Below are 16,824 nucleotides of genomic sequence, written 5' to 3' on the forward strand. Positions count from 1 at the left end.
TCGACCCACCCACCCGAGCCACGGCATACGCTGACCCAATGGCTTCACTCGACGACCTGTTGCACGCTGCCGTCCAGGGAGTCGGGGGAGTCGAGCGACCGGGCCAGGTCGAGATGGCCCACGCGGTCGAGGACGCCGTGGCTGCCGACGAGCACCTGCTGGTGCAGGCCGGCACTGGCACCGGCAAGTCGCTGGCCTACCTGATCCCAGCCGTCATGCACGCCCAGAAGACCGGCAAGCCGGCAGTCGTGGCGACCGCCACCTTGGCCCTGCAGGCCCAGATCGTCGACCGCGACATGCCCCGGCTGGCCGAGTCCATCGCCCCGCTCCTCGGGAAGCGCCCGACCTACGGGCTGGTCAAGGGGCGGCGCAACTACCTGTGCGCCCACAAGCTCGAGGGTGGCTTCCCCGACGACGAGGACGGGCTGTTCGAGGTCGGCGAGGTCGACCGGGCGGCGTCCCGGCTCGGCCAGGAGGTCGTCCGCCTGCGGGAGTGGGCCGAGACCACCGAGTCGGGCGACCGCGACGAGCTGGTGCCCGGCGTGAGCGAACGGGCCTGGCGCCAGGTGTCCGTCAGCGCCCACGAGTGCATGGGGAGCAAGTGCCCGGCGTTCGCAGACTGCTTCGTGGAGCGGTCCCGTGAGGCCGCCAAGGACTGCGACGTCATCGTCACCAACCACTCGTTCATGGCGATCGACTCGTTCGAGGGCCGGCAGATGCTGCCCGAGCACGACCTGCTCGTGGTCGACGAGGCGCACGAGCTGGTCGACCGGGTGACCTCCACCATCACCGACGAGATCACCCCCTCGATGGTCGCGGCGGCGGCCAAGCGGGCGGCCCGCATCGCCGAGTCCACCGACGCCGTGGACGACGCCTCGGTCTTCCTCCAGGGCGTCCTGGACGAGCTCCCCGAGGGCAAGCTCAACGGCATACCCGACGCGCTGTCCCTGGCCCTCGCTCGGGTGAGGGACACGACGCGACAGGTGCAGTCGGAGCTCAAGCCCGAGAAGGGTGTCGAGCCCGACGGGACCCGCAAGGTGGCCCAGGCCGCGATCGACGAGATGTTCGAGAACTCCTCCCGGGTCCTCGAGCAGCGCGACCTCGACGTCGTCTGGGTCAGCCGCGACCAGCGACGCGGCTCGGTGCTGCGGGTAGCGCCCATGAGCGTTGCGATGTTGTTGCGGGACAAGGTCTTCGGTGACCGCACGGTCGTCATGACGTCGGCGACCCTCGAGCTCGGCGGCACGTTCGACGCGGTGGCGGGGACGATGGGGCTGCGTGGCGAAGGAGCCCCGCAGTGGCGTGGCCTCGACGTGGGCAGCCCGTTCGACTACCCCCAACAGGCCATCGCCTACGTCGCCCAGCACCTGCCGGCGCCCGGCCGCGACGGCCTCAGCGAGCAGACCCTCGACGAGATCGAGGCGCTCGTGCGGGCGGCGGGCGGACGCACCCTCGGGCTGTTCTCCTCCATGCGGGCGGCCAAGGAGGCCACCGAGGCGATGCGCGAGCGGTTCGACGGCGACATCGGTTTCCTCTGCCAGGGCGAGGACCAGATCACGACGCTGGTGCGCCAGTTCGCCCGCGACCCGCGCACGTGCCTCTTCGGCACCCTCACCCTGTGGCAGGGCGTGGACGTGCCGGGCTCGGCGTGCCAGCTGGTCATCATCGACCGGATCCCCTTCCCACGACCCGACGACCCGCTGTCGTCGGCACGCTCGCAGGCCATCGCCCGGATGGGCGGGAACGGCTTCATGGCCGTCTCCGCCACCCACGCCGCGCTGCGGCTGTCCCAGGGCGCGGGGCGGCTGATCCGCCGGGCCGACGACCGGGGCGTGGTCGCCTTCCTCGACTCCCGCATGATGACCGCGAGGTATGCCGGGTTCCTCCAGCGCTCGCTGCCTCCCTTCTGGCCGACCACCGACCGCGAGCGGGTGCTCGCCGCCCTCAAGCGTCTCGACGAGACCGCGGCACCGCCGATGGAGGTGCACGAGCCGGCGCTGCGGGGGATCACCGGTGCCCTGGTCGGCACCACGATGGGTGGGACTGGTGAGGATGCCGCCGCCGAGCACCCGCGGCCGGTGGCTGACGCACCGCCGCCCGCCGAGTCGGCGCGGACCGCGGTCACGGCCGGTCATGCCTGGACGGCGGAGTCCGACGAGGAGCTGCGCGACGGCGTGGAGCTCGGCTTGTCGGTGGACGAGCTGGCGGAGAGCCTCGAGCTGCCTGCTGATGTGGTCGCGGCCCGGCTCAAGGGGCTCGGCCTCGAGGCGACCGGGGCGGCCACGCTGGCCTTCGAGTAGCTGCCGGCCCAGTGACTCCCGTGCCAGCCGGGCTGGTGGGTGATACTGGCGCGATGACGGACACGTGCAGGCTCCACGTCGTCGGTGACGGGCCGGTGGCCGAGGCCCTCCTCACGCTGGCGGCACCGCTGGGCTGGTCGGTGACGTCCTCGACGGACGACCCCGGTGTCCCCGGAGGCGTCGACGCCCTCGTGGTGACCAGCCACCACGACGGGGTGGACGGTCCGGCGATCCGGGCAGGCCTGGAGGCCGGCACGGCATACATCGGCGGGATGGGGTCGCGCCGCACCCAGGAACGTCGCCGCGAATGGCTGTTGGAGAACGGCGTGGCCGAGGAGGCGCTCGCGACCGTGCACGCGCCCATCGGGCTCGACATCGGTGCCAACGCACCGGGCGAGATCGCGGTGGCGATCCTGGCCGAGGTCATCGCCGTCCGGGCCGGCCGGACCGCCGCCGGGTCGGTGGGCGACCGCCAGGGACCGATCCACCCGGACCTGCCCGCCGGCGACGCCTACTGCCCCGGCGGGTGACCGAGCCGACCTGTCGGTCCGTCATGGGAGGCTGTGCCCCGTGACCGCCACCGCGACGCGCACCGTCCCGCCCCTCGTCCTGATCTCGGGGCCCGAGGCCGTCATCGCCGACCGCGCGCTCGGAGCCACGCTCGACGACCTCCGCGCCGTCGACCCCGAGGTCGAGGTGATCCGGCTCTTCGCGGAGACCTACGAGGCCGGCGCGCTGGGCATGCACGCGAGCCCGTCGCTGTTCGGCGGCGCGAAGTGCATCGTCGTCGCCGACCTCGACGAGGCGCCCGACGAGCTGCAGGAAGACCTGCTGGCCTTCCTCGCCGCGCCCGAGCCCGACGTCACCCTGGTCGTCACCCACAAGTCGGGCCAGCGTGGCAAGAAGGTGCTGGACACCCTCAAGAAGTCGCAGGCCAGGGTCCTCGAGGCCCCGGCCATCAAGTCCGACCGCGACAAGACCGACTTCGCCACCCACGAGTTCCGCGCGGCGGGTCGTCGAGCCACCCCCGACGCCGTGCGCGCCCTCATCGAAGCCGTCGGCAAGGACGTGCGCGAGCTCGCCGCCGCCTGCCAGCAGCTCGTCGCCGACACGACCGGCACGATCGACGAGGAGCTCGTGGCCAGGTACCACGGGGGCAAGGTCGAGGCGACGGGCTTCAAGGTGGCCGACGCGGCGGTGGCCGGTAGCGCTGGCGAGGCGTTGCGCCTGTTGCGGCACGCCATCGCCACCGGGGTCGACCCGGTGCCCATCGTGGCGGTGCTCGCCCAACAGCTGCGCCAGCTGGTCAAGGTCGGGGCGGCCGGGCGTGGTCGGTCGGCCGAGGTGGCCCGCGACCTGGGCATGGCGCCGTGGCAGGTCGACAAGGCCCGACGCGGTCTGTCCGGATGGGGCCCCGAGGGTCTGGCCGAGGCGATCCAGGCGGTCGCCCACGCCGACTTCGAGGTCAAGGGCGGTGGCCGCGACCCGGTCTATGCGGTCGAGCGAGCCGTGCTCACGATCACCCGGGCCCGCACCGGTCGATGACGTCAGTCGGTGACGTTTTGGGGGAGTGGCCCCCTCGCTGGTAGATTTACCCGTCGCGTGCGCGCATGGTCGTGCGCGCATGCAGCTTCATCCAGAGCCACTCAACCACAGGTGCCCCACGCCTGGTCCCGAGAGGCTTCTGCCGCCCTCTAACGGCAACCACCGACCAACCAAGAGAGACACACCTGTGGCAAACATCAAGTCCCAGCTCAAGCGGATCAAGACGAACCGCACGGCGACCGAGCGCAACAAGGCCGTCAAGAGCGAGCTCAAGACCTGGATCCGCAAGTTCCAGAAGGCCGTCGACGCCGGCGACGCAGCGGCGGCGAAGGATGCCCTCGCGACCGCCAGCAAGAAGCTCGACAAGGCCGCTGGCAAGGGCGTCATCCACGCCAACCAGGCCGCCAACAAGAAGTCGGCCATGGCGAAGAAGGCCGCCTCGCTCTGACGCGAGTCGCCTCCACGGCAGCAAGGGCCGGTCACCCACTGGGTGGCCGGCCCTTCGCGTTCCCCCATGGCTCAGGTCACCCGCAGGGACCAGCCTCAGGTCGCCGCACGGACCGCCGCGGCCACCTCGTCGAACCGCTCGCGGTCGAGCACCGCTCCCTCCCGTCGTACCGCTGCCGGGTCCACCCGCAGGATCCGGTCCACCCGCACCTCGCTGGGGCGGCCCTTCCCGTCCCACGCGCCGGTCCCGATGTCCTGCCAGTGCCGACCGTGCCGGGCCTCCTGCGCGTGGTCGCGGTCGTGGTCCTTGCTGGTCAGCATCAGGGCCAGCAACCACCGACCGTCACGTCCCACGAGGAGGACCGGTCGGTCCTTGCCCTGGCGGTGGTCCTCCTCGTACGGCACCCAGGTCCACACGATCTCGCCGGGATCGGGCTGCCCGTCAGGCTGCGGGGCGTAGGTCAGGTCAGGGATCCCCGTGAAGTCGCCCGGGTACGTCGACCGAACCTGCTCGAGTGGGCCGCTCTGCGGCGTGGTCCGCGGTGGCGCAGCCGGACCCGGAACCGTCGTGGCCCCTCGTCGCCAGAGCTGGGTCAGTCGCGAACGCAGGGAAGCCATGCCCACCACGCTAGCCGGGACCCATGGCTGTGGAGGGGAGTCGTCTTGGTGAGGGTCGTCTTGGTGGGCGGCGTCGTGGTGGGCGGCGTCGTGGTGGGCGGCGTCGTGGTGGGCGGCGTCGTGGTGGGCGTCGTCCGGCTCTTGTCGCCTGGTGGGAATCGTCTCGCTCACGACTGAGCCGACTCGCTCACGACTGAGGCGACGGAGTCAGAACGGAGGTGGCTCCTCGGGACCCGCTCTCGCTGAGCCGCTCCGGTCGCCCCTCCGGTGGTGCTCCCGACAACGATGCAGGAGCCGGCTCACCCGAAACCTGGGCCGACCCGTTCGGCGTCGGTCGCGTTCGGCCCGGGCCAGGTGGTGCGCGAGCTCGTCCTCCCACGCCGACCAGTGGGCGCCGACCTCGTCGACCGGGGGTGAGTCGGCCGGCGGTGACCCGCCGCGCCTCGTCTCCGCTGCGCTCTGCTCGGGCGAGCGCGACCCATGGACTGGCGCTCCCAGCCTGTCCTTGTCGTGCCTGTCCTTGTCGTGCCTGTGCTTGTCGTGCCCGTGCTCGTCGCGGCTGTCCTTGTCGTGCCTGTCCTTGTCGTGCCTGTCCTTGTCGTGCCTGTCCTTGTCGTGCCTGNCGTCCTTGTCGTGCCTGTCCTTGTCGTGCCCGTGCTTGTCGTGCCCGTGCCCGTCGCGCATGGGCTCGGCGTCGTGCGGCGCATCGCGTTCGAGCTGGAGGAAGTCGATGGGCAGGGTGGTGCGCGTCATCCCGGCCGGGTCGGTCCAGGTGACGGTGGCATCAGGCTCGATGCGCACCCGCCATCGGACGGTCTGCTTGATCCGGTGGTGCCGGCGGCACAGGCAGATGAGATTGCCCGCCTCGGTCGGTCCCGATGGCCACGGCCGCACGTGGTCGAGGTCGCAGAACACCGCACTGACCGTGCATCCCGGGAACCGGCACCTACCATCCCGTGCCTTGACCAGCTCGACCAGCGTCGGAGGTGGTCGGTAGGCCGGTGACTCCGTCGTACCGGGCCGCCCGGAAGCGGTGGTGCGGTCCACGGCGAGCAGCGCACCGGTGTCAGCGTGGCAGGCCACCACGCCTCGGCGGGTGCCCTGGGTCGCGCTACTGCCCTCAGGGGGGTCACTGGAGCTGGTCGAGTCAGGGCCATTGGCTGGCTCCGTCGCGACGACGTGCTCCAGCCACTCACGACGGACGTGGGTGTCGCCCGGCATCCCGAGCCCGGCGACGGTCACGAGGCCGTCCGACTGCCCAGCCAGCTCCGCGACCGAACCCGACGCGCGTCCAGCCAGCCTCGCCACCGCGCCTGACGCCCGCGCAGCAGCATCGGCGGAGCCACCGTCGGCTGGCGTGCTCGGTGCCTCCGATGCGAGTCGGTCAGCGGGCACGGCGAGCTGGACCACGAACGTGCCCGTTGCCCGGGAGTGGATCAGGTCCATCAACGCGTCGGCCCGTGCCTCGTCGACGCCGCTCGCGCGGCCATCGCGGACGTACTGTCGTGCCAAGCCGTCGATGACCGCCCACCCGCTGCGGGCCTGCTCCACCGGAAAGCTGCCCATCCACGTGTCGACTCCGGGTTCGTCGCCGGGCCACCGACGCAGGCTCCGCGCGGCCCGTGCCCGCGCGGCCTTGGCCCGCACCAGGTCGGCGTCGACAGCACCGAGCACGCGTCGCACCCGGCGACGCAGCATCGCGGGCGGCTCCGTGCCCAGCGAGCCCTCGAGCCTCGCGCCGACCTCTCGGCACACCTCCGGGCTGGCCTCGCGCAGCTCCTCGCAGACGATCCCGACGCGGTAGGCATCCAGCCGACCGGAGGCCATCGCCTCGAGAAGGAAGGGCGCTCGGGTGACGACCTCCACTGCGACAGTCATCCGACTCGTGGCGGCCGCGTCGCTGAGGCCGAGCTGGTCGCTGACCAGGGCGGGCGCGTCCAGTCGCTGGTGCCCCAGCCCGCGGTGCTGCTCGACCACCGTGCCGTCCTCGAGCTCGACGTCCTCGATCGCAGCCAGGTGGGCCATGGCGAGCACCTGCAGCGCAGCAACCTGGTTCGCGAACGACTGGCACTGCTCCGCAAGGGCGACCAGCTCGGGCACCGATCGGCGCCGGCCGTCCGCCCGTAGCCGAGCCAGCTCCTCGCGGAGCGGCTCGGCGACGACGGCTGCATCGAACATGTGTTCGAGTCTACGTCCGGGGTCTGACAGCGCCAGGCACGTGGGCCGGAGCCCGGTGACCTCAGGCGTTGCGGCGCACGCCTTCGGCCACGGCGGCGAAGCGCACCGCGTCGATCGCCGCGCCCTCGCGCCGGATGCGGCTGGGCTTGACCCGGATGATGCGGTCGACCCGCACCTCACTGGGTCGCCGCTGCCGATCCCATGCGCCGACCCCGACGGGGACCCGGTCGGACGGTGTCCGTCGCCGAGGGTCGGTGCCAGCCCGCAGCTTGGTGGTCAGCATGACCCCGAGCAGCCACCGGCCATCGCGGCCGATGAGCAGTACCGGACGGTCCTTGCCCTTGCGGTGGTCGTCCTCGAACGGCACCCAGGTCCAGACCACCTCGCCGGGGTCGGGCCGCCCGTCGGCGACGGGGGAGTACTCCATCTCGGGCACGCCGTTGAAGTCACCCGGATAGGCCCCGGTCAGCCACCTGGCGAGCCGCCGCACCCAGCTGTCCTGCGCGACCGGCGAACGCGTCGTGTCCCCCATGAGGGCCACGCTAGTGGCGAGGTGCGGACGCCCAGGTGGGTTCGCCCGAGTCCTACCGCCAGTCGCGGCGGCTCGGCACCATCGCCACCATCGCCGCCATCGCCACGAAGGTGTAGCCATGGACCGCTGGTGGGAGCTCCGGCGTCACGGGCGGTGCTTCGGCCGCCACAGCAGGCGGCCGGGACGACGACGGTCACGCAGCGCGTGGGAGCGCCAGACCAGCACGGGGTGCGAGGCGAGGGCGTTGACGACCCAGACGAAGAAGCCCTTCTCGGTGGTGGCCCGGTCGGCCAGCGCGTTCACGTCGACGGTCCGGTTGAGGTACTTGCCGGCCGCGAGCGTCGACATCGCCCCGGCGCTGCCGTGGGGCACGAGGGAGTAGCCGAAGTTGTCGGCGGTGTACTCCTGGCTGCGGCTCAGCGTCGAGCCGACGAACGGGATCCACTGGGACCCGCTGATCGCCAGGATCCGCCAGTAGCTGGTGTGGCCGGCGGCGATGTGGCCGACCTCGTGACCGAGGATGAACCGCAGCGCGTCGGGGTTGCGGGCCTGTCCGCCGATCTCGAACAGGTCGCTGTAGACGAAGATGAACCGCCGGAAGCCATGTCCCGACGCCGCCGCGTTGATCCTGCCGTTGCCGAGCACCACGTAGGCGTCCGGCACCTTCGGCAGGCCGTAGTGGGCGCACGCGTCGAGCAGCATCTGGTGCGCCTCGGGGTACTGCGTCGGGGAGATCTTCACCCCGGACAGCCGCAGCCCGGCATAGAGCTGGCCACGGATGAAGTAGATGATCACCGGCGCGGCCAGGAAGAACACCGCATACGGGTCGGGCTGCCGGCGGTCGATGATCGCCGACACGACCTCGTAGGTCGAGATCGCCCAGACGAGGAGGGACCCGAGGATCACCACCACGAGGCAGAGGTTCTCCAGGGGGTGCCGCAGGTGCGACCGCATCTGCTTACGGTGGGCGGGAGCCTCCATGGGCGGCGAGGCGTACTGGATGGGTTCGGACATGGTCCCCTCGTGCGGTCGGCGGTCGGCTCCGATGCTATGTCTCGACGGCTGGGCGATCCGCACTCAGCCCGCCACGCTGAGCGCACCATGGAGGAATGACCCGCCGACCCGTTGTCGTTGCACTGCCGTGACCGACGCCATCGCCGACCCGTCCAGCGAGCTCGGCGCCGACGCCGCCATCCGCCCGGCGCACGTCAACCTCGCCCTGCTGGCCCTGGCCGTCGGCGGGTTCGCGATCGGCACCACCGAGTTCGTGACGATGGGCCTGCTGCCCGAAGTGGCGGAGGGGGTCGGCATCGACATCCCGACCGCCGGTCACGTGGTCTCCGCCTATGCGGCAGGGGTCGTCGTCGGGGCCCCGGTGCTCGCCACGCTCGGCTCAAGGATGCCGCGCAAGCGCCTGCTGCTGTGGCTGATGGGTGCCTTCGCCGTGGCCAACGTGCTCTCCGCCTTCGCCACCAGCTACGGGCTGCTGATGGTCGCGCGCTTCCTGTCGGGTCTGCCGCACGGTGCCTACTTCGGCGTCGGCAGCCTCGTGGCGGCGTCGTTGGTGCCGGCGCACCGGCGCACCTGGGCGGTCTCGATGATGATCACCGGCCTGACGGTCGCCAACATCGTCGGCGTGCCCGTCACGACCCGGATCGGCCAGAGCTACGGGTGGCAGTGGCCGTATGCCGCGGTGGGCGTGATCGCGCTGCTCACCGTCCTGGCCGTGTGGCGTTGGGTCCCCTACTGCCCACCCGACGGCGGCGTGAGCATGGCCTCCGAGCTGTCGGCGCTCAAGCGCCCGCAGGTCTGGCTGGCGCTGGGCATCGGCACGGTCGGCTTCGGCGGGATGTTCGCTACGTTCTCCTACATCTCGCCCACCATGACCGAGCTCGGCGGGTTCGGCCGGGCCACCATCCCGCTGATCCTCGCGCTGTACGGCGTGGGCATGACGGTCGGTGCCCTCCTCTCCGGTCCGGTGTCGCGGATCGGGCTGCTGCGCGCCATCAACGCGTCGCTGGTCACGATCGCGGTGATGCTCTTCCTGTTCGGCCCGGCGGTGAAGGCGTCGATGGCCACCGCCCTCGCGGCGGTCTTCCTGCTGGGCCTCCTGCCGAGCGTGCTCGTCCCGATGCTCCAGACCAGGCTCATGGACGTGGCCCACGAGGGGCAGGCGCTCGCAGCCGCGCTGAACCACTCGACCCTCAACATCGCCAACGCCCTCGGCGCCTGGCTCGGGTCGATCGTGCTCTCCGCCGGGCTCGGCTACGAGTGGCCCTCCCGGGTCGGCGGCGTCCTCGCCGTCGCGGGGATCGGCATCGCGGTCTGGTCGGCGCTGCTGCAGCGCTCGACGCGCCGCACCCCGCAGACCCAGCCCGCCTAAGCGGGCCCGGCCCGTCTCAGCGGGGACTGGCTCGGAAGACGCTCACCAGCACACCCTGGTCCGGCTCGCGCGAGCCGGCCTCCGGGAGCTCCTCGACGAGGCGCTCCAGGTGCTGAGACAGCGCTGCCGCCTGGGCCCGGGTCAGCCGGATCCGGCGGAGCGTGAGCAGCGAGTCGGTGGGGGAGGCGACGATCTCCTCGGCGACCGCCTGGAGGAGGGCGGCCGTGTGGCCGGCTCGGCTCCCACCGGGGGTCCGCAACCGCCGGGCCGCCCGCACGAAGTACTGCTCGGTGCCGCCGCGCACCTGCCGTCGAGCGCCCCGTCGCACCAGCTCGGCGCCCTCGAGCACGGCCAGGTGGTGGGCCACGTTGCCCTTGTTGGTCGACAGCGTCTTGGCGAGCTGGCTGACCGTCGACCCGTCCGGCCCGAGCGCGAACAGGATCCGGTTGCGCAGCGGGTGCGCCAGCGCCTTGAGCTGCCGGGGGTCCGTGGTCTGGAGCACCTCGGCGGGTGCGTCGACGGGGGAGTCGGGTCGGTCCACCCCGAAAGCGTCAAGGGATTTTGACGCTTTGTCAACCGGGACCGCACGCTGGAGCCATGGACCCCCACGAGCTCACCACCACCGTCACTGCCGCGGCCAGGGCGGTCGAGGACCGCTACGTCTTCCCGGAGCGAGGCATCGCCATCGCCGCCACCCTGCGGTCCCACCTCGAGGCCGGCCGGTATGCCGCGTGCCCCGGCCCCGAGGGCCTGGCCGAGCTGGTCACGGCCGACCTCCACGCTGCCGGGAACGACCTGCACCTGCGGCTGCTGTTCCACGAGGAGGGCGCGGTCGGGGAGCAGGACGAGGCCGAGCTGGAGGCGTTCTGGGCCGACCAGGCCCGCCGCACGGCCGGCGGCATGCGTCGGGTCGAGCGGCTCGACGACAACATCGCGCTGGTGGAGATCGGTCCCGTCATCGGGCACCCCGGCGTGGCCGGCGAGGCCATGACCGCCGCGATGTCGCTGGTCGCCGACGCGGACGCCCTGGTCCTGGACGCGCGGGGCTGTCGCGGCGGGAGCCCCGACGGCGTGGTCCTGCTGCTCAGCCACCTCTTCGGACCCGAACCGGTGCGGCTGAGCGACATCGAGTCGCGGGAGGAGGGCACCCGCCAGTTCTGGACGTCGGCCGTGGTCCCCGGTCGGTGGTTCGGCCCGGACAAGCCGGTGGTCGTGCTGGTCGGCCCGGACACCTTCTCCGGTGGCGAGGGGCTCGCCTTCGACCTGCAGGAGCAGCGGCGGGCCACGATCGTCGGCCAGCCCACCAGGGGCGGGGCGCACCCGAGGATCGGGCTGGCCGTCCACCCGCAGCTCGAGCTGACCCTGCCCGTCGCGCGGTCGGTGAGCCTGTTCACCGGCGAGAACTGGGAGGGACGCGGCATACAGCCGGATGTCGAGGTCCCGGCGGACGACTCCCTCGACACGGCGCTCGTCATGCTGCGTCACTGACACCCCCGGTCGCATGGGAGGATGGGCCGTTCCGTTCTTCCCCGACGCCCGTGAGGTTTGAAGCACCCGTGTCCCCGATGGCCCGCACCGCGCTGCAGCCGCACGCAACGCCGCCGGACCTGATCCGGAACTTCTGCATCATCGCCCACATCGACCACGGCAAGTCGACGCTGGCCGACCGCATGCTCCAGATCACCGGTGTCGTCGACGGTCGTGACATGCGCGCCCAGTACCTCGACAAGATGGACATCGAGCGCGAGCGCGGCATCACGATCAAGAGCCAGGCCGTCCGCATGCCGTGGGAGCTGGACGGCACGACCTACGCGCTCAACATGATCGACACCCCCGGCCACGTCGACTTCACCTACGAGGTGTCGCGGTCGCTGGCCGCCTGCGAGGGCGCGGTGCTGCTCGTCGACGCGGCGCAGGGGATCGAGGCGCAGACCCTGGCGAACCTCTACCTCGCCATGGAGAACGACCTCGCGATCATCCCCGTGCTCAACAAGATCGACCTGCCCGCCGCGCAGCCGGAGAAGTTCGCGGAAGAGCTGGCGGGCCTGATCGGCTGCGAGCCCGAGGACTGCCTGCGGGTCTCGGGCAAGACCGGCGTCGGCGTCGAGCCGCTGCTCAACGAGATCGTCACGCAGCTGCCTCCGCCGACCGGCGACGCCGACGCGCCCGCCCGCGCGATGATCTTCGACTCGGTCTACGACACGTACCGCGGGGTGGTCACCTACGTCCGCGTCATCGACGGCAACCTCAACCCGCGCGAGAAGATCGCGATGATGTCGACCCGCGCGACGCACGAGCTGCTCGAGATCGGCGTCAGCTCGCCCGAGCCCACGCCGGCCAAGGGCCTCGGTGTCGGCGAGGTGGGCTACCTCATCACCGGCGTGAAGGACGTGCGCCAGTCCAAGGTCGGCGACACCGTCACCAACGCCGCCAAGCCCGCCAAGGAAGCGCTGGGCGGCTACCGCGACCCCAAGCCGATGGTCTTCTCCGGGCTCTACCCGATCGACGGGTCCGACTACCCCGACCTGCGCGACGCGCTCGACAAGCTCAAGCTCAACGACGCGGCCCTGGTCTACGAGCCGGAGACCTCGGCGGCGCTGGGCTTCGGTTTCCGCATCGGGTTCCTCGGCATGCTGCACCTCGAGATCGTCCGCGAGCGGCTCGAGCGCGAGTTCGACCTCGACCTCATCTCCACGCTGCCCAACGTGGTCTACGACGTCACCATGGACGACGGCAAGGTGCTCACGGTCACCAACCCGAGCGAGTTCCCCTACGGCAAGGTCAGCTCGGTGACCGAGCCCGTCGTGCGGGCCACGGTGCTCGCGCCGAGCGAGTTCATCGGCGCGATCATGGAGCTCTGCCAGCAGAAGCGCGGCACGCTGCGCGGCATGGACTACCTGTCGGAGGAGCGCGTCGAGATGCGCTACACGCTGCCGCTCGCCGAGATCGTCTTCGACTTCTTCGACCAGCTCAAGTCGCGCACGCGGGGCTACGCCTCGCTCGACTACGAGCCCGACGGCGACCAGGTGGCGGACCTCGTCAAGGTCGACATCATGCTGCAGGGCGAGACCGTCGACGCGTTCAGCTCGATCGTCCACAAGGACAAGGCCTATGCCTACGGCGTGATGATGGCCGGCAAGCTCAAGGAGCTCATCCCGCGCCAGCAGTTCGAGGTGCCGATCCAGGCCGCCATCGGCTCGCGGATCATCGCCCGCGAGAACATCCGCGCGATCCGCAAGGACGTCCTGGCCAAGTGCTACGGCGGTGACATCAGCCGCAAGCGCAAGCTGCTCGAGAAGCAGAAGGCCGGCAAGAAGCGGATGAAGAACATCGGCAGCGTCGAGGTGCCGCCGGAGGCCTTCATCGCCGCGCTGTCGAACGACGCGGTGACCAAGAAGTAGGGGACCCGCCCCGGCGAGGTTACCGGCGGGTAATGTCTGTCCCATGGTCGACACCTACGCGCTCTACCGGCGCCTCACGGCATACCCGCAGGGCAAGCGGCTGTTCTCGCTGGTCTTCGAGCAGGCGGCGCCGTACTTCCGCACCGCTCGTCCGCGGTTCGTCGAGCTCGGCCCCAACCGCGCCGAGCTGACCATCAAGAAGCGTCACCGGGTGCAGAACCACCTCGGCACGGTCCACGTCATCGCGATCTGCAACGGGCTCGAGGCGGCCATGGGCGCGCTGGCGGAGGCGACCATCCCGAGCACCCGTCGGTGGATCCCGAAGGGCATGGAGGTCGAGTACACCGCCAAGGCGACGAGTGACATCACCTGCGTGGCCGAGACCGACCCGGGCGACTGGGCGCGTCCGGGCGACGTCGAGATCCCGGTGCGGGTCAAGGGAACCCGTGAGGACGGCACCGTCGTCGTGCAGGGCACCATTCGCCTCTGGGTGACGGACAAGCCCGCGCGCTGAGTCCCGGCTGGCCGACCGCCCAGGTGCCGGTATGCCGGCCGGCCGGCCCGCTAGCGCAGGCTGGCCCGGAGGGCCTCGACGTCCTCGTCGGACCACCCCTGGGCACGGAGCCACCCGGCCGCGCCGCCGTGCCGCTCGGCCAGCACCTCGAGGATCCGTCGCATGGTCTGTGGCTGGGGGCGGTGGTGGTCGACCGGCTGGTCGCGGAGCGCCTCGCCGTACGCGGGGCGGGCCAGCAGCCGGGCGATCACCCGCTCGATCCGCTCGCCGGTCGCGACGTAGTCGGCGACGACGTCGTCATCGCTCACGCCGGCCACCGAGAGGGCGAGCCCGACCACGGTCCCGGTGCGGTCCTTCCCGGCGGCGCAGTGCACGATCGTCGCCCCCGTGCTGCGCGCGACCACCGCCAGGGCGGCGCTCACCGAGTCGGGCCGGTGGGCGAGGTAGCCGAGGTAGTGGCTGGCCCAGTAGTCGTCGTCGAGCCGGGGCTGGGCGTCGGCCTTCTCCTGGTCCTTCGTCGACCACGGCAGCACCAACGCCTCCTGCGCCGTGACCGCGCGGACGTCGTCGCGGAACAGCGAGTGGTGGTGGTGGGTCAGGTCCCGGGCCCGCAGGGGGCCCGGGCCCTCCAGCGTCAGCTCCGCATTGCTGCGCAGGTCGACGACGTCGGTGACCCCCAGCTGCTCGAGCGCCTCGACGTCCGCCGCGCTGAGGTCCTGGAGGTTGTCGGAGCGGAGCAGCCGGCCGGTGGCCACGACGCCGCCGTCGGTCGTCGGCAGGCCGCCCACGTCGCGCATGTTGACGACGCCGTCGAGCTCGATCCAGCGGGGAGTGGTCACGGCCTCGACCCTACGTGGGGAGGTCGAACAATAGGTGAGGGCCTCGGAAAGTATGAGTTTCCGAGGCCCTCCGATCAAGACCGAGGTCCTGATCGCCGCTCTCGCCGAAGCGAGTGCGTAGGCGTATTTCTAGTCGAGCAACCCCATCCCCACAAGGGGTTTGGTGAGAATTTCCCGAGGTTTTCGGGTCCGCTTCCTCCCCATTCCGGCGTGTCGCCGAGACACGCCGTGTCAGGGCCACAGACGCTCGCCTGAGAGGATGGAGCCATGCCCAGCGCGCTGCCCGACGGTGACCCGGCACCGTCCGACGGGCGGTTGCCGCAGGCGTCACTCGAGACCCTCGGACACCACCAGTTCGGCCTCTACCTGCACGTCCCGTTCTGTTCGGTGCGCTGCGGCTACTGCGACTTCAACACCTACACGCTGACCGAGCTCGGGATCGACGGCGCGAGCGTGGCGACCTTCGCCGACGCGGCCCTGCGCGAGCTCGCGCTGGCCCGCACCGTCCTGGGTGCCACCCCCGTGGTCGACACCGTGTTCGTCGGTGGCGGGACCCCGACGATGCTCGCCGCGGGCGACCTGGCCCGGATGCTGCACGGCATCCGCGAGGGTTTCGGGCTGGCCCCGGACGCCGAGGTGACCACCGAGGCCAACCCCGACTCGGTGACGCCCGAAGGGCTCGCGGTGCTCGCGGAGGCGGGCTTCACGAGGGTGTCACTGGGCATGCAGTCGGCGGTGCCCCACGTCCTGCGCACCCTCGAGCGCACCCACGACCCGGACAACGTCGAACGCGCCGTGCGGGCCGCGCGCGCCGCAGGGCTCCAGGTCAGCCTCGACCTCATCTACGGCACGCCCGGCGAGTCGCTGGACGACTGGCGCACCAGCCTCGACGCCGCCACCTCGCTCGCGCCCGACCACGTCTCGGCCTACGCGCTCGTCGTCGAGGACGGCACCAAGCTCGCCGCCCAGGTGCGGCGCGGTCAGGTGCCCGCGCCGGAAGACGACGACGAGGCCGTCAAGTACGAGATCGCCGACGACCACCTCGCGTCGGCCGGCTACGGCTGGTACGAGGTCAGCAACTGGGCGCTGCGCGACGACGCCCGCTGCCGGCACAACGAGGGCTACTGGGCCGACGGCAACTGGTGGGGGATCGGCCCGGGGGCGCACAGCCACGTCGGCGGAGTGCGCTGGTGGAACGTCAAGCACCCCAACGCCTATGCCGCACGGGTCGGCGAGGGGCTCAGCCCGGCCCACGGCCGAGAGACCCTCACCGACGAGCAGCGCTACGACGAGCGCGTCCTGCTGGCCGTGCGACTCGTCGACGGGCTACCGATCGGTGACCTCCGCGACGAGGGACGGGTCGCCGTCGCCGGGCTGGTCGCCGACGGGCTGGTGGACGCGACAGCGGCCCTGCGCCGTCAGCGGGTGGTGCTGACGAGGCAGGGCCGGCTGCTCACGGACACCGCCGTGCGACGACTCCTCGGCCTGTGCTGAGCGATCCCCGCGGCGGCTACTTCACCAGGCGACTACTTCACGAGCTCCGGCGTCATCGGGTAGCGGTACCACTCGCCGTTGTTGGCCTTGATCGCGGCGATGATCGAGAAGACCACCCAGGCGATCGCGGTGAGGATGAGGAACGGGATCCCGATCAGCACGAACGACAGCAGCCCGAAGACCCAGAACGCGATCGTGATGATGATCTGGAAGTTGAGGGCCTGCGCCGCGTGGAACCGGACGAACGGGCCCCGGTCCTTGAAGATCAGGAAGACGATCAAGGGGCCGAGGAACGGGATGCCCACCACCGCTGCCAGGAACGGCGCGAGGTGCACCAGGGTCGCCCAGGTCTTCTCGTCCTGCTGCGACATGGGCTGGGGCGCCACGCCGTAACCCGGCGGCGGCTGCTGGGGCTGCGGCGGGTGCGGCGGTGGCGGGATGTTGGACTGCGGCTGTTGGGGCTGGTCGCTCATGGCTCTCTCCGTGGTCTGCGTGGTGTCTGCCCCCAGTGAAACGCATCCGGCCCGCGGGGAGAACGGCTTTCGGGGTGCGCTCGGGGCGGGTTCAGGGGTG

15 protein-coding genes and 1 pseudogene are annotated in these 16,824 nt (G+C 71.4%); 9 read left to right on the plus strand and 7 right to left on the minus strand.

All coding sequences use genetic code 11. The annotated features are described in order from the left end of the window. The first annotated feature begins 38 nt into the window (after positions 1-38). The 4 genes from ASG95_RS08340 to rpsT all read left to right on the plus strand — a co-directional run bounded on the left by ASG95_RS08340 (position 39) and on the right by rpsT (position 4,293). On the plus strand, positions 39-2,300 hold the full coding sequence (locus tag ASG95_RS08340; protein WP_057377171.1) for an ATP-dependent DNA helicase: 2,262 nt from the start codon (positions 39-41) through the stop codon (positions 2,298-2,300). A gap of 53 nt (positions 2,301-2,353) precedes the next feature. Further along, the gene (locus ASG95_RS08345; protein ID WP_056923532.1) at positions 2,354-2,830 is read left to right on the plus strand and encodes an XdhC family protein; all 477 of its coding nucleotides are present in this window, start codon (positions 2,354-2,356) and stop codon (positions 2,828-2,830) included. 40 nt (positions 2,831-2,870) lie between these two features. Beyond that, positions 2,871-3,845 (plus strand): DNA polymerase III subunit delta, encoded by a 975-nt coding sequence (gene holA / locus ASG95_RS08350; protein ID WP_056923531.1) that lies wholly within the window; start codon positions 2,871-2,873, stop codon positions 3,843-3,845. A gap of 187 nt (positions 3,846-4,032) precedes the next feature. After that, complete coding sequence (gene rpsT / locus ASG95_RS08355) at positions 4,033-4,293, plus strand: 30S ribosomal protein S20 (protein ID WP_056923530.1); 261 nt, start codon at positions 4,033-4,035, stop codon at positions 4,291-4,293. Between the two features lie 95 nt (positions 4,294-4,388). Here rpsT and ASG95_RS08360 read toward each other — a convergent pair whose 3' ends face one another. The 4 genes and pseudogenes from ASG95_RS08360 to ASG95_RS08375 form a co-directional block, all read right to left on the minus strand. Then, positions 4,389-4,910, minus strand: a complete 522-nt coding sequence (locus tag ASG95_RS08360; RefSeq protein WP_057378816.1) for a type II toxin-antitoxin system PemK/MazF family toxin — start codon at positions 4,908-4,910, stop codon at positions 4,389-4,391. Between the two features lie 623 nt (positions 4,911-5,533). Beyond that, positions 5,534-7,088: pseudogene (locus tag ASG95_RS22360) on the minus strand (HNH endonuclease signature motif containing protein); the annotation flags it as partial. A gap of 61 nt (positions 7,089-7,149) precedes the next feature. Further along, positions 7,150-7,620, minus strand: a complete 471-nt coding sequence (locus ASG95_RS08370) for a type II toxin-antitoxin system PemK/MazF family toxin (protein WP_057377173.1) — start codon at positions 7,618-7,620, stop codon at positions 7,150-7,152. Between the two features lie 144 nt (positions 7,621-7,764). Then, a complete protein-coding gene (locus tag ASG95_RS08375; protein WP_082592439.1) occupies positions 7,765-8,634 on the minus strand; it encodes a M48 family metallopeptidase in 870 nt (289 codons plus the stop codon). Between the two features lie 127 nt (positions 8,635-8,761). Here ASG95_RS08375 and ASG95_RS08380 point away from each other — a divergent pair, with 127 nt between their 5' ends. Continuing rightward, positions 8,762-10,003 carry an MFS transporter gene (locus tag ASG95_RS08380; protein WP_369820366.1) on the plus strand — a complete coding sequence of 414 codons (1,242 nt, stop codon included), beginning with the start codon at positions 8,762-8,764 and terminating at the stop codon, positions 10,001-10,003. A gap of 16 nt (positions 10,004-10,019) precedes the next feature. Here ASG95_RS08380 and ASG95_RS08385 read toward each other — a convergent pair whose 3' ends face one another. Beyond that, complete coding sequence (locus ASG95_RS08385) at positions 10,020-10,544, minus strand: helix-turn-helix domain-containing protein (RefSeq protein WP_057377174.1); 525 nt, start codon at positions 10,542-10,544, stop codon at positions 10,020-10,022. A gap of 56 nt (positions 10,545-10,600) precedes the next feature. On the opposite strand from ASG95_RS08385, the gene ASG95_RS08390 reads away from it, so the two are divergent. The 3 genes from ASG95_RS08390 to ASG95_RS08400 all read left to right on the plus strand — a co-directional run bounded on the left by ASG95_RS08390 (position 10,601) and on the right by ASG95_RS08400 (position 13,918). Next, positions 10,601-11,491, plus strand: a complete 891-nt coding sequence (locus tag ASG95_RS08390) for a S41 family peptidase (RefSeq protein WP_057377175.1) — start codon at positions 10,601-10,603, stop codon at positions 11,489-11,491. Positions 11,492-11,568: 77 nt separating this feature from the next. Further along, on the plus strand, positions 11,569-13,404 hold the full coding sequence (gene lepA, locus ASG95_RS08395; protein ID WP_056923524.1) for a translation elongation factor 4: 1,836 nt from the start codon (positions 11,569-11,571) through the stop codon (positions 13,402-13,404). A gap of 43 nt (positions 13,405-13,447) precedes the next feature. Then, positions 13,448-13,918, plus strand: a complete 471-nt coding sequence (locus tag ASG95_RS08400) for a hotdog fold domain-containing protein (protein WP_056923523.1) — start codon at positions 13,448-13,450, stop codon at positions 13,916-13,918. Between the two features lie 50 nt (positions 13,919-13,968). On the opposite strand, the gene ASG95_RS08405 is transcribed toward ASG95_RS08400, so the two are convergent. Beyond that, positions 13,969-14,757 carry a tyrosine-protein phosphatase gene (locus tag ASG95_RS08405; RefSeq protein WP_157581844.1) on the minus strand — a complete coding sequence of 263 codons (789 nt, stop codon included), beginning with the start codon at positions 14,755-14,757 and terminating at the stop codon, positions 13,969-13,971. Between the two features lie 267 nt (positions 14,758-15,024). On the opposite strand from ASG95_RS08405, the gene hemW reads away from it, so the two are divergent. Continuing rightward, positions 15,025-16,251 carry a radical SAM family heme chaperone HemW gene (hemW, locus tag ASG95_RS08410; RefSeq protein ID WP_057377176.1) on the plus strand — a complete coding sequence of 409 codons (1,227 nt, stop codon included), beginning with the start codon at positions 15,025-15,027 and terminating at the stop codon, positions 16,249-16,251. Between the two features lie 32 nt (positions 16,252-16,283). Here hemW and ASG95_RS08415 read toward each other — a convergent pair whose 3' ends face one another. Further along, positions 16,284-16,724, minus strand: coding sequence for a DUF4870 domain-containing protein (locus ASG95_RS08415; RefSeq protein WP_056923521.1), 441 nt, complete (start codon positions 16,722-16,724; stop codon positions 16,284-16,286). Positions 16,725-16,824: the final 100 nt, after the last annotated feature.

Source organism: Phycicoccus sp. Soil803, assembly GCF_001429685.1.
In the GTDB taxonomy this organism is placed as follows: domain Bacteria; phylum Actinomycetota; class Actinomycetes; order Actinomycetales; family Dermatophilaceae; genus Pedococcus.

Bases quoted from the DNA above. Each gene is read 5' to 3' on its own strand.
- ASG95_RS08340 (WP_057377171.1), top strand. From the start codon at position 39: ATGGCTTCACTCGACGACCTGTTGCACGCTGCCGTCCAGGGAGTCGGG.
- ASG95_RS08345 (WP_056923532.1), top strand. From the start codon at position 2,354: ATGACGGACACGTGCAGGCTCCACGTCGTCGGTGACGGGCCGGTGGCC.
- ASG95_RS08360 (WP_057378816.1), bottom strand. From the start codon at position 4,910: ATGGCTTCCCTGCGTTCGCGACTGACCCAGCTCTGGCGACGAGGGGCC.
- ASG95_RS08370 (WP_057377173.1), bottom strand. From the start codon at position 7,620: ATGGGGGACACGACGCGTTCGCCGGTCGCGCAGGACAGCTGGGTGCGG.
- ASG95_RS08375 (WP_082592439.1), bottom strand. From the start codon at position 8,634: ATGTCCGAACCCATCCAGTACGCCTCGCCGCCCATGGAGGCTCCCGCC.
- ASG95_RS08390 (WP_057377175.1), top strand. From the start codon at position 10,601: ATGGACCCCCACGAGCTCACCACCACCGTCACTGCCGCGGCCAGGGCG.
- lepA (WP_056923524.1), top strand. From the start codon at position 11,569: ATGGCCCGCACCGCGCTGCAGCCGCACGCAACGCCGCCGGACCTGATC.
- ASG95_RS08400 (WP_056923523.1), top strand. From the start codon at position 13,448: ATGGTCGACACCTACGCGCTCTACCGGCGCCTCACGGCATACCCGCAG.
- hemW (WP_057377176.1), top strand. From the start codon at position 15,025: ATGCCCAGCGCGCTGCCCGACGGTGACCCGGCACCGTCCGACGGGCGG.
- ASG95_RS08415 (WP_056923521.1), bottom strand. From the start codon at position 16,724: ATGAGCGACCAGCCCCAACAGCCGCAGTCCAACATCCCGCCACCGCCG.